The 12,476-nt window shown below is 61.3% G+C and carries 11 protein-coding genes; 2 read left to right on the forward strand and 9 right to left on the reverse strand.

What is annotated here, in order from left to right; all coding sequences use genetic code 11:
- Positions 1 to 11: 11 nt before the first annotated feature.
- The 7 genes from QA637_RS08190 to QA637_RS08220 all read right to left on the reverse strand — a co-directional run bounded on the left by QA637_RS08190 (position 12) and on the right by QA637_RS08220 (position 8,498).
- Positions 12 to 773 (reverse strand): sugar phosphate isomerase/epimerase family protein, encoded by a 762-nt coding sequence (locus QA637_RS08190; protein ID WP_153440180.1) that lies wholly within the window; start codon positions 771 to 773, stop codon positions 12 to 14.
- A 58-nt stretch (positions 774 to 831) separates the two neighbouring features.
- Positions 832 to 1,530, reverse strand: a complete 699-nt coding sequence (locus QA637_RS08195; RefSeq protein ID WP_153440179.1) for a D-lyxose/D-mannose family sugar isomerase — start codon at positions 1,528 to 1,530, stop codon at positions 832 to 834.
- A gap of 5 nt (positions 1,531 to 1,535) precedes the next feature.
- Positions 1,536 to 4,010 (reverse strand): beta-mannosidase, encoded by a 2,475-nt coding sequence (locus QA637_RS08200; RefSeq protein ID WP_283064929.1) that lies wholly within the window; start codon positions 4,008 to 4,010, stop codon positions 1,536 to 1,538.
- Between the two features lie 96 nt (positions 4,011 to 4,106).
- Entirely contained in the window at positions 4,107 to 5,192 is a 1,086-nt protein-coding gene (locus QA637_RS08205) for an ABC transporter ATP-binding protein (RefSeq protein WP_153440178.1), read from the reverse strand.
- A gap of 6 nt (positions 5,193 to 5,198) precedes the next feature.
- Positions 5,199 to 6,110 carry a carbohydrate ABC transporter permease gene (locus QA637_RS08210; RefSeq protein ID WP_283064930.1) on the reverse strand — a complete coding sequence of 304 codons (912 nt, stop codon included), beginning with the start codon at positions 6,108 to 6,110 and terminating at the stop codon, positions 5,199 to 5,201.
- Between the two features lie 25 nt (positions 6,111 to 6,135).
- On the reverse strand, positions 6,136 to 7,044 hold the full coding sequence (locus tag QA637_RS08215; RefSeq protein WP_153440177.1) for a carbohydrate ABC transporter permease: 909 nt from the start codon (positions 7,042 to 7,044) through the stop codon (positions 6,136 to 6,138).
- A 218-nt stretch (positions 7,045 to 7,262) separates the two neighbouring features.
- On the reverse strand, positions 7,263 to 8,498 hold the full coding sequence (locus QA637_RS08220) for an ABC transporter substrate-binding protein (RefSeq protein WP_153440176.1): 1,236 nt from the start codon (positions 8,496 to 8,498) through the stop codon (positions 7,263 to 7,265).
- Between the two features lie 524 nt (positions 8,499 to 9,022).
- Between QA637_RS08220 and QA637_RS08225 the strand changes: the two genes are divergently transcribed.
- Entirely contained in the window at positions 9,023 to 10,084 is a 1,062-nt protein-coding gene (locus QA637_RS08225; protein WP_153440175.1) for a LacI family transcriptional regulator, read from the forward strand.
- Between the two features lie 144 nt (positions 10,085 to 10,228).
- Complete coding sequence (locus tag QA637_RS08230) at positions 10,229 to 10,534, forward strand: antibiotic biosynthesis monooxygenase family protein (protein WP_153440174.1); 306 nt, start codon at positions 10,229 to 10,231, stop codon at positions 10,532 to 10,534.
- A gap of 104 nt (positions 10,535 to 10,638) precedes the next feature.
- On the opposite strand, the gene QA637_RS08235 is transcribed toward QA637_RS08230, so the two are convergent.
- A complete protein-coding gene (locus QA637_RS08235; RefSeq protein ID WP_283064705.1) occupies positions 10,639 to 10,905 on the reverse strand; it encodes a hypothetical protein in 267 nt (88 codons plus the stop codon).
- Positions 10,906 to 11,027: 122 nt separating this feature from the next.
- A complete protein-coding gene (gene gndA / locus QA637_RS08240) occupies positions 11,028 to 12,458 on the reverse strand; it encodes an NADP-dependent phosphogluconate dehydrogenase (RefSeq protein ID WP_184108845.1) in 1,431 nt (476 codons plus the stop codon).
- Positions 12,459 to 12,476: the final 18 nt, after the last annotated feature.

Here is a 12,476-nt window from a genome sequence, read left to right on the forward strand (position 1 = left end):
TTTTCCGTCACTCAATAGGATTGGATGGAAGCCAGCGAACGTTCAGCAAAGCGCCGGAAGTCGCTGGGGTTGTCGTGTTCGGCGATGAAATATTTCACCGAGGTTGCGGAGAGCGCCTTTACGAGCCCCTTCCAGTCGATCGTGCCATGGCCGACATCGGCCCAGCCGTCCTCATCAACCTTCTCGCCCCTCGGCGCGATATCCTTGACGTGGACCGCAGTGATACGGCTGCCGTATTTCGCGATCCAGGCGAAGGGATCGGCGCCGCCACGCACGATCCAGGCGATATCGGCCTCCCAGGAAAGATCCGGGCCGCCGGAGAAGATGTGGTCCAGTGGTGTGGAGCCATCCGCGAGGGCATGGAATTCGAAGTCGTGGTTATGCCAGCCGAAGTCGAGACCCGCATCCCGGAAAGGTTTGCCCGCCGCTTGCAGGCGTGCACCGAAGGCGCGCCAGCCGGCCGCATCGCTCGGGCGCTGGTCCGGCATCAGGTAAGGGCAGTAGATCGCCCGGATGCCAAGCGCATCGGCGATCCGCTGCACCCTCGCCGGCTCCTGCTCCAGCATGTCGATGCCGAAATGCGCCGTCGGCATGGTGACGCCGCTGCGTTCGAGACCGCGCTTGAAGTCAGCGACCTCTTCGTCGGTCAGCGACGCGTAAAGCGCGCCGTAGCCCTCGACCTGAGTATAGCCAGCCTTGCCGACGGCGGCGAGCACGTCGGCGAGCGGCGGAAAATTGCGGGCGCTGTAGAGTTGGAAGCTGACGTCTTTCATCAAAAATTCTCCTCGTTAAGTGCGCAGGTATGGATTGGTGGAAGCAGGTTCGGGCGTTTCAGCCTGTTGGCTTCAGCCAGCTGTCGTAGTCCGACACGAGCAGATGGAGTGGATGCTCGTCCTCCTCGATCGCGGAGAAGCGGCCTACCGACTCGCGGAAATAATTGTCGGTGAGGTCGTCATTGACGGTCGAGACCTCGCCCATCAACACGTCGCCTCCCTCAGCCCAGAAGGCATGCCAGTTTCCGGGCAGCAATGTGACGCTCTCGCCCGGTTGGAGCTTCAGGAGTCCGCCTGCCTTCTGCCGGCGCAGGCGTGCATCGCACGCCACTTCGACGTCGCTTTCCTCGTCGACCGAGCCGTCCGGCAGCGAGTTGTACATCTCAAGCACCAGCGCGCCGCCGCCACGATTGATGATGTCCTCCGTCTTCACCGCATGACGGTGCAGCGGATTGATCTGGCCGGCGCGTGTAATCATCAGCTTCTCGGCATAGACCATACCTTTACCGGTGCCGAGATTGGCTGCGGCACCGTTCCTCAAGGTGAAAAGGACGAGACCGAATTCATCGAAACGGCCCTTGCCGTAATCGGTGATGTCCCAACCGAGCCGCGCCTCCAGGATCGTCGGACTGTCGGACGCGACGCGCGCCTTCAATTCCTCCGGCGACCAGTAGGCAAAGGGGGGTAGCACGAAGCCGTGGCCGCGCATGAAGTCGTCACTTTTGCGGATGATCTCGTTGACGTGGCTACGTTTCATCCGGCTCACCCTTTTCCCTGGCAGGATTCGAGGTCGTAGGCGCTGAAGCTTGGGACGATGCCTTCGGCGAGCGGCGCCTTCGGCGTGAAGCGGATCACCTTCGTCTCGCCGGCCGTCAGATCGAAGGCGTTGTCGGAATACCGCCCTTCGACATCGCCTTCGACCATCACGTGCAGCGCGAGACCGCTCGCCTCGACAATAACGTCGAAGGCGCCGTCCAATCGCGGCACGGTCTCCAGCGTCAGGCCGGACGGTGAGAGATCGAGCGCCTTGTAGGTACCCTGGACATGATGCCCCTCGCCGCTCATGCCGTTGGAGGCTTCGAACGACCAGAAGAGCAACGTTCCCTCCGGTACGTCGGCGCTTGCGATGGTGACGAGCGTGGCGGCGCGGTCCGGTGCGCAGGAACCCGCGGCCGCTGCCAGCGGGCGACGCTCGCCGTCGAGTGAAACGAGGAAGGTTTCGAGTTCGACCGTCACCATCTCGGCGGTGTCGTTCACCATCGAGAAGGTGATTTCATTGCCGTCCGCGGAAGGAATGGCGGCAACCGCAACCGGCTGGAAGAAGCGGCGGGCCATGTAGTGCATGGCCTTCCAGTGGCCGCCGTAGTCCAGACTCGACCAGGAAGCGACGGGCCAGGTGTCGTTGAGCTGCCAATAAAGCGTCCCCATGCAGTGCGGCTTCAGCGACCGCCAGTAGTCGACGGCAGTGCGGATCGCGAGCCCCTGCTGGATCTGGCTCAGATAGACGAAGCTCGGGAAATCCTTCGGAAAGCGAAAATAGCGGAACATGGTCCCCGCAATCCGCTCATTGCCGCCGGCATTCTTCTGGTGCGCCTCCATCACCGGCGAGGCGATGTTGAGGTCACGCGCCTCGGCAAATTGCCGGACGATCGGCATCGAGGTGTAGGACTGAAAACCGAATTCCGAGCAGAAGCGCGGGCGCACGGTGCGATAATTGTCGAAGGACTTGTTCTCGTGCCAGACGGACCAGTAGTGCATGTCGCCCGCACCGTCCGCGTGCCAGGCATCACCAAAATTGAGGTAGCCGACGGACGGGCTCGAAGGCCACCAGATCGCCTCCGGGCAAGCCTCCTTCATCGCTTTCTCGACCGTGCGGTTCAGGCGGTCATAGGAGACGAGATAACGGTCGCGGTCCTTGCGGCTTTCTTCGAACCAGGTGAGCGCGCCGACAAGTTCGTTGTCGCCGCACCAAAGCGCGATCGACGGGTGGGACGACAGGCGCTTGACCTGAAAGTCCACCTCGGCCGCGACATTGTCGAGGAAATCCGGCGTCGACGGATAAAGGTTGCAGGCGAACATGAAGTCCTGCCAGACGAGCAGTCCCAGCCGGTCGCAGAGATCGTAGAACCAGTCGGGCTCGTAGAAGCCACCGCCCCAGACGCGGATCATGTTCATATTGGCGTCGACGGCGGATTGCAGGAGGTCCTCGACTCCTTTCGGTGTCACGCGCGACACCAGCGCATCCGCCGGGATCCAGTTCGCTCCGCGGCAGAAGATTTCGCGGCCGTTGATGCGGAAGGCAAAACGGCTCCCCGCCTCGTCCTTGTCAGTGACGAGATCGATCGTGCGGAAACCGATCTGGCGCGTCACGCTCTCGTCCGGCAGCTCGACGTTAAGCACGGAAAGCGCCTGCTCGCCGCTGCCTGCCGGCCACCACAATCTCGGATTTGCGACCGTGAAGACGTGGGTGATCCGCGTCTCGCCGGCGGCGACCGCGCAGTCCAGGCGCTCCCGCACGCCATCGAGCTCGAAATAGATGGGTACGATGCCGGGATCGCGGGCAAAAAGGGTGACGGTCACCTGCAGGTCGACCGATCCGTCGGCAAGCCAGAGCTGACGTGTGGTGACGTGCTCGATGCGCGCCGTCTCGAGCCGGCGAAGCGCCAGCGAGCCATAGATGCCGAGCGGCGCGACGGCGATATTCCAGTCCCAGCCGAAGTGGCACTGGGGCTTGCGCAGCATGTTGCCGTTGGCGATCGGCGAATTCCCATCATGATACGGCACGTAAAACGGCTGCGCCGCCTGCCGGCGCGCGCCCTCGGCAATCGAGGAATGCAGCACGACGCGGATGCGGTTCTCGCCGACGACGAGCGCACTCGACACGTCGGGGCGATAGCGGCGAAAGCAGTTTTCCGCTTGCAGAACCAATCGATCGTTGACGAAGACCGAAGCGATCGTGTCGATGCTTTCGAAATCGAGATACCAGCACCCGTCGAGATCGTCCGCATCGACGACGACCGTGCGCTCCAGAACCCAGTCCTTGTGCGCGACCCATTGCACTTCGGCCTCGTTCCGGCCGGCATAGGGATCTGCAATGATGCCCGCCTGCTGCAACGCGCTGTGCACATCGCCCGGAAGCGCAATGGTGAGCGCGTGGCTGTTGTCGGTCGATGCAAGCAGCCAGTCACCGGACAAGTCGATGCGGATGGCGTCGCGGTTCAAGGTTTCGGAGGGCATTTCCTCAAATCCATTCACTGGCCGGCGATCGAGGCCGACGTCATTCTTGTTCATTGCGAGCCCGGACAGCGTCGCCCGGGCTAAATATTGCTTCTCTCAAATACGGTTTTCGCTGGCAGCGTCGAAAATCGAGGCGACCCCCATGTCGAAGGAAAGGCGCACGTTGGTGCCAGGCTTGTAGCGCCGCTGGCCGGCGATGCGCACGGACATCGATTGGCCGGCCAAGGTCAGCCACAAAAGGTTGTCGGCGCCCATCGGCTCTTCGATGTCGACGACAGCCTGATGCGCTGCATCTCCTGCCGCAGCCTCATCGACCTTGACGTGCTCCGGCCGGAGCCCGAGCACGACCTTCTGCCCCGGCTGCAATCCTGCGCGCGCCGGATAGGCGGTGACATCGAAGGCCACGCCATCGACCTGCACGAAGGTGCCGCCGTCCCTGGCGGCGACCTCGCCACGGAAGAAGTTCATCGATGGCGAACCGATAAAGCCGGCGACGAAGAGGTTCTCCGGCGCGTTATAGATCGTCATCGGATCGGCAAGCTGCTGGATGACGCCACCCTTCATGACGGCGATGCGGTCGGCCAAGGTTAGCGCCTCAATCTGGTCGTGGGTGACATAGATCATCGTGTTCTTGAGAGACTGGTGCAGTCGCTTGATTTCGACGCGCAGTTCCGAACGCAGCTTGGCGTCAAGGTTCGACAGGGGCTCGTCGAAGAGGAAAACGTCGACGTCACGCACAAGTGCGCGCCCGATCGCCACGCGCTGGCGCTGGCCGCCGGAAAGCTCGGCGGGCTTGCGCTTCAGAAGCGGCTGGATCTGCAGGATTTCCGCAGCGCGTGCGACACGCTTGTCGATTTCCGCCTGCGGCACCCTGGCAACCTGGAGCCCGAAGGAAAGGTTCTTCTCGACCGACATCTGCGGGTAGAGCGCGTAAGACTGGAACACCATGCCGATGCCCCGGTCCTTCGGCTCCTCCCATGTGACATTGCGGTCCTTGATGAAGATCTGCCCTTCCGAAACGTCAAGCAGGCCGGCGATGCAGTTCAAGAGCGTGGACTTGCCGCATCCGGACGAGCCGAGCAGGACAAGGAACTCGCCATGATTGATGTCGAGATTGAGCCTGTCGAGAACGGTGACGGCGCCGAAGTTCAGCGACAGGTCCCTGACTGAAACACTGGTCATGCTTGCTTATCCTTTCACTGCGCCGGCGGCGATGCCGCGCACGAACAGCCGGCCGGAGATGAAGTAGATCGTCAGCGGCACGAGGCCGGTCAGCAGCGTTGCCGCCATGTTGACGTTGTATTCCTTCACGCCCTGCACCGAGTTGACGATGTTGTTGAGCTGCACGGTCATCGGGTAGTACTCCGGCCGCGTGAAAACCACGCCGAACAGGAAGTCGTTCCAGATGCCGGTCACCTGGAGGATCATTGCAACGACGAAGATCGGCAGCGACATCGGCAGCATGATCTTGAAGTAGATCGTCCAGAACCCGGCGCCATCGACACGCGCCGCCTTGAACAACTCCTCGGGCAAGCCGGCGAAATAGTTGCGGAACAGGAGGGTCAGGATCGGCATGCCGAAGATCGTATGGACGATGATGAGGCCTGTCAGCGTCCCGTAGACACCCATTTCCCTCAGCACGATCACAATCGGATAGATCATCACCTGATAGGGAATGAAGGCGCCGATAATGAGGATGGTGAAAAACAGATCGGCCCCTTTGAAGCGCCAGTTCGCCAGCGCGTAGCCGTTCACCGAGGCGACCGCGATCGAGATGATCACCGAAGGAACGGTGATGCGCACCGAATTCCAGAAGCCGCGCGAAAGCCCGTCGCAATTTAGGCCGGTGCAAGCCTGGGCCCAGGCCTTCACCCAGGGCTCGAAGGTGATTTCGATCGGAGGCGCAAAGATGTTGCCGATGCGAATCTCCGGCATGCCCTTGAGCGACGTCATGATCATCACGTAGAGCGGCAGCAGATAGTAGAGAGCGACTACGAACAACGTGCCGTAGACGACGATGTTGCGGCGCGAGAGCGTTCTGCGCGGCTTGGCGCCGCGCGGGCCGGACGTGATCCTGCCGGGAACCGCTTCATACTCGATAACGGTGCTGTTGTTGGCGACGAGATTAAGCACGCTTGCGACCTCCTCCGAATTCCAGATACGCCCACGGCACGATGATGATTGCGACCGTCACGAGCATCATGGTGGAGGCGGCAAAGCCCTGGCCCAGGTTCTGGGCCTGGAACATGTAATCGTAGACGTATTTGGCGGGCACTTCGGAGGCGATGCCGGGACCGCCGCTCGTCTGCGCCACGACGAGATCGTAAACCTTGACGATGCCGCTCGCGATGATGACGAGCGTCGTGATGAAGACGCCGCGCATCATCGGGATGATGACCAGCACATACGTCTTCCACATCGGGATGCCGTCTACCCGCGCAGCCTTCCAGATATCTTCGTCGATGCCGCGCAACCCGGCGAGCATCAGGCACATGACGAGGCCGGTGCCCTGCCAGAGCGCTGCGATCAGAATGCCGTAGATGACGATGTCGGAATTATAGAGCGGGTCGAAGTTGAAGTTCGTCCAGCCAAGCGACCGCACGATCGACTGTATTCCGTATTGCGGATTGAGCAGCCATTGCCAGACCAGGCCCGTGACGATGAACGACAGGGCGAATGGATAGAGCATGATCGTTCGAAACGTATTTTCGAACCGGATCTTCTGATCCATCAGTGCCGCCAGCACAAAACCGATCACGAGGCTGAAAATCAGCGAGAAAAATCCGTAGATGGCAAGATTCTCGATCGAGATGAGCCAACGCGGTGCCGCCCATAGCCGCTCATATTGGTCGAGGCCGACGAACGAAAGCCGTGGCAGCAGCTTCGAGTTGGTGAAGGAATAGAGAACCGTCCAGGCGGTGCCGCCGACGAAGATGACCACGGCTGTCAGGATCATCGGAATAGAGGCGATCTTCGCATTCAGGTTCCGCAACCACTGATTCGGGCGAGCCGAGCCGCGTGTTTGGCCTGTCATGTTTGCTCCTCCGGAACTGCAATGTTTCGATGGGCGGTACTCGCGGCGAAAAACGCCACCGCTCCCCGGCCGCCTCACCATCGTAATGGCCCCTGCCCGGCACATCTCTTGTACCGACACCAGCAGACGTCGGCACGGAGGCCTGGCGCGAACACGTCGTGCCGAATGGGGCATGAGGGCGGCCCCGCGCATGCGCGGGGCCCTTCAAGCGGCTGTAATCAGTCCGCCGCCGCGATGATTTCGGCGAAGCGCTTTTGCGCATCCTCCGGCGTCATCGACGCGTTTGCGAAGAACTCGGAGAAGAGGTCCTCCTTCTGCTTCTGGCTGTCGGCGGACAGAAGCTGGTCGGTGCCCTTGATCACATTGCCCTTGGCAAGGATATCGAGCCCCTTCTTCATGCAATCATTGGCGGCTGCGAGGTCCACGTCGCCGCGCACCGGCAGCGAGCCCTTCTTCAGGTTGAACGCAACCTGCGTCTCCGGCTTCAGCAGGGTCGATGCCAACGCTTCCTGCGCCTTCGACTTTTCCTCATCGTCCAGCAGCGGGAAGTAGAATGCGTCACCGCCGGTCGAGATCACTTCGTTGACGCCGAGCCCCGGAAGGCAGGTGTAGTCGACACCGGCCTTCTGGCCTGCAAGCTGGAACTCACCCTGGGCCCAGTCACCCATGATCTGGCCGCCGGCCTTGCCGGTGATGACGAGGTTGGTTGCCTGGTTCCAGTCTTGAACATTGCTGCCCTTCGACATGCGGCGCGCATCGTCGGCAGCCTTGAAGACCTTGGCGATCTCCGGACCTGCAGCCACTTCCTCGTCCTTCTGGGCGAAGACCTTCTCGAACGTGTCTTTTCCGGCGATCGCCACCATCAGCACGTCGAAGGCACCTGCTGCCTGCCACGGCTGACCGCCGACGGCGAGCGGCACGATGCCGGCTTTTTCCAGTGCCGGTGCTGCCGCGACGAATTCATCCCAGTTCTTCGGGACCGGGACGCCGGCCTGCTTGAAAGCGGCATTCGAAAGCCAGAGCCACTGCCACGAATGGATGTTGACGGGCGCGCAATAGATCTTGCCCTCGATGGTGCAGGACTCCAGCAGGCTTGCCGGCTTGATGATCTCCTTCCAGTTTTCGCGGGTGGCGAGATCCGTCAGGTCGCGCATCAGGCCCGCTTGTACGAGTTCTTCCGCCTGTCGGCCGTGGTTGAACTGGGTTGCACCCATCGGATCGCCGCCGGTGATGCGGCTGATCATGATCGGACGCGCGGTCCCGCCCGAGCCGGCGATTGCACCGTCGACCCACTTGTTGCCGGTCGCATCGAAAGCCTTGGCCAGTTCGGCGACCGCCGCGGCTTCACCGCCGGAAGTCCACCAATGCGTAACCTCCAGATCGGTGGCATTGGCCAGGCCGAATGGCAGGGCGACGGTTGCGGCCAAAGCGGCGGCCATGGAACGCAATTTCATGAGTTCTCCTCCCTCACTGTAACGTTGCCGTAAAAACTTAGTTCAAACGATTTTCCGACGCAACACCCACAACGAATAATTCGGGATATAATTTCTAATACAGCTTATGATTGTACATGGCCCAACCTCAAAGGAGACAACATCGGCTTCGGCGCAGCGATGCGAGGCTCCAAATTCCTGCTGTACCGCATTGTTTCAAAGGACTTTTTTGGTCGAAACCAATCGCTAGGCACCTGGGTGGAGCTTCGCACATGCAATATCTCGCTTCGCAAGTGCAGGATTCAACCAGATGGTTATGTTCTTCGCAGTGCAGCAACAAAAATGCTCGACATCGCTACTGTATCGTTACAGATTTTGTTCCGCGACACAGCTCTGGGAAATCTGGCCACCGGTCACAATTCGTATATAAGGCGGGAACCGAGACGGATCGGGCGTGTTCGCAACGAAGCTGCGGGGCAAAGCGGGGTGCTTGATCGTGGCGGTTCGCACGAAGGTCTCATAAGGGGACGGGGCTGGTGACGGGAATGGACGGCAAGACGAAAAACAGGGCGGCGGCAGCGCCGCCACCGGACGGCGGTAGGCCGACGCTGAAGACGATCGCCTTCATGACCGGTCTTGGGATCACCACGGTTTCCCGAGCGTTGAAGGATGCGCCCGACATCGGCGCCGAGACCAAGGAAAGGGTGCGCCTCGTCGCCAAGCAGATCGGCTACCAGCCGAACCGTGCCGGCGTGCGCCTCAGGACCGGCAAGACCAATGTCATCAGCCTCGTGCTGACGTTGGAGGAAGAGATCATGGGCATCACCAGCCCCATGGTCGTTGGCATCACCGAAATCCTCGCGGGCACGCAATATCATCTGGTGGTAACGCCTTACAGCTCCACAAAGGATCCGCTGGGGCCAATCCGCTATATCCTCGACACGGGCGCCGCAGACGGCGTCATCATATCGCGGACGGAGCCGCACGATGCGCGCGTGACGCTGATGACCGAGCGCCGCCTGCCCTTTGTCACCCACGGCCGCACGGAAATGGGGATCGTCCACCCGTTCCATGACTTCGACAACGAACGTTTCGCCTATGAGGCGGTGCGCCGGCTCACCGAGCGCGGCAGACGCCGGCTGGTGCTGTTGGAGCCGCCGCCGAACCTCACCTTCCATTCCCACATGCGCACCGGCTTCGAGCGCGGGCTTAAGGATTTTGGTGCGGAGGCGGTGAGCTTCCACCATGTCAACATCGACCACAGCCTTGTCGCCATCCGCGACGCCTTCGAACAACTGATGCGCTCGGTCGATGCCCCGGACGGTATCGTTTCCGGCAGCGGCTCCGGCGCTGTCGCCCTGGTCGCGGCAATCGAATCAGCCGGAAAGAAGGTCGGCCCGGATGTCGACATGGTCACCAAGGTACCCAGCGACTTCCTGCGCTGGCTGCGCCCCGAAGTCATGACCATGTACGAGGACATCCGCCTTGCCGGGCGCGAGCTCGCCAAGGCCGTAATCGGCCACATCGAAGGAAAGCCACCCGAGACGCTGCAAAGTCTCAGTCAGCCGGAATTCCAGCGGCCCATGTCAAAGGCGCGGAAGGTATAGCGGAGACGTCCGAGCTAATGCTTCCGCGCGGCGCCTCACTGCCTCGGAAGCGGCATGCCGCCGCCGTCGGTTAAATTGAGCACTGGGACAACCTCTACCATTAATGGTATTATTGAGCCTAAAAGCTGTATACGGGGGTGCATCATGACGGCATACAACGTCGTTCGTTTCCGTACGAAGCCGGGCTCGGAGGATGAATTCGAGGAATGGTTCCGTAAACTCCGTCGCGATTTTGAGGGATTACGGAAAATGGCGCTCATCAAGACCGGCGAACGTTCCTACTGCTCGATCGGCGAATGGGAGAGTTTCGATCATATCGTTGCAGCGCGGCCCAAAATGATCAGCAATCTCGACAAGTTCCGCCACTCCCTCGAGGCGCAGGGAGAGGGCTCAGATGTCACGGACGCGGTTTCCGGTGAGGCAATCTACGAGAGCGCGCCGACCAAATAGCGACGAAGGCGCACTGAGCAGATCTATTTGCCCGTGCTGTCGCCGGACCGGTTTCATTTGCAGTCTTCGCCTGTCGCGCCGGGAGGTCGCGGGAGGCGCCGACTTCACGCTCCGATAGTTGGCCAGTACTTGTCGTCCGTGAAATCGCCGGGAATGGGATTAAGCTGCTCGAGTTTCTCGGCGACGAATTCGATCTGCATCTTCGAAAATTGGATAGACTTCGGGATCGGCGAGCCGGTTGCGAGACTGCGAACCCGCCATTGCTCGTAGCCGGTTGCCTTTATCCGTCGATCCGCTTCCGCGCGGATGGTTGGGCTATCGGCGGACATGGCTTCATTGACTTTGCCGCCGTCGATCACTCTGAACTTCATGCTGGTATTCGATGATTTTCTGGTTGGAACTCTGGAGAAATTCAATCCGGAATTGCGTAGTTGCAAAGATTGGAGGTGGCGGCGAGCGCCGCCCCTCTATTTGAGCGAATTCCGATCCGGCCCTATGCGTTCAGCCCACTGCCCCACGGACCGTGGTGGCTATCGGCGCCATCGACGCGGTCGAAGCCGTGGGCGCCGAAGAAGTCGCGCTGCGCCTGGATGACGTTGGCCGTGCCGCGGCCGCGGCGGTAGCTGTCGAAATAGCCGAGCGCGGAGGCGAGCGCCGGTACCGGCAGACCGCCGAGCACGGCGGCGGAAACCACGCGGCGCAGCGCTCCGTCCGTCTCCTTGACCATCGCCGCAAAGGCCGGGGTCACGATCAGGTTCGCGGCATCCGGCGCCTTGGTAAAGGCCGTGGTGATCTCGTCGAGGAACTGCGAGCGAATGATGCAGCCGGCGCGCCAGATTTTTGCGATCGTCGGCATCGGCAGGTTCCAGCCGAACTCCTTCGAGGCGGCCGACATCACCGCGAAGCCCTGCGCATAGGCCCCGATCTTGGCGGCAAGCAGTGCGTTTTCAAGATCCTTGAGGAAGGCCGCCTTATCGGCCACCGTGAAGTCGCCGACCCGCGGCAGGCCGAGAATCTTCTCGGCTGCTTCACGCTCTTCCTTCATCGAGGAAATGCTGCGGGCGGCGACGGCTGCCTCGATGCCGGTCGCCGGAATGCCCATGTTCTGCGCCTCGATCACCGACCATTTGCCGGTGCCCTTCTGGCCGGCCTTGTCGAGGATCATGTCGACGATCGGCTTGCCGGTCAGCGGGTCGGCGGCTTTCAGCACCTTTTCGGTGATTTCGATCAGATAGGAGTTCAGCCGGCCCTTGTTCCAGGCGCCGAAGACCTCGCCGATCTCGGCGGCGCTCATCTTCAGCCCGTCGCGCAGGATGCCGTAGATTTCGGCGATCATCTGCATGTCGGCATATTCGATGCCGTTGTGGATCGTCTTGACGAAGTGGCCGGCGCCGTTTTCACCGAGCCAGGCGACGCAAGGGTCGTTCTCGTATTTAGCGGCGATCGAGGTCAGCACCTTCTCGACGCGGCGGTAGGAGTCCTCCGTGCCGCCGACCATGATCGACGGACCATGACGCGCGCCCTCCTCGCCGCCGGAGACGCCCATGCCGATGAAGGTGAGGCCGGAATCCTTCAGCGCCTCGAAGCGGCGCATCGTGTCGCGGAAATTGGCGTTGCCGGCGTCGATCATGATGTCGCCCTTGGCAAGATAGGGCTTCAGGATCTCCATCTGCTGATCGACCGGGTCGCCGGCCTTGATCATGATGATGATCGGCCGTGGTGGGCGGATCGCGGCAACAAACTCTTCGATCGTCTCGCAGGGAACGATCTGCTCCTTGAGCGCACCGGCCTCGGCATAGAACTTGCGCGTCGCCTCGACCGTGCGGTTGAAGACCGCGACCTTGTTGCCCTTTTCAGCGATGTTGAGCGCGAGGTTCGACCCCATGACGCCGAGGCCGATAAGCCCGATTTCCGCCTGTGACACGTGATTGCCTCCGTTGGA

The organism is Sinorhizobium terangae, from assembly GCF_029714365.1.
GTDB classification, from domain to species: Bacteria; Pseudomonadota; Alphaproteobacteria; order Rhizobiales; family Rhizobiaceae; genus Sinorhizobium; species Sinorhizobium terangae.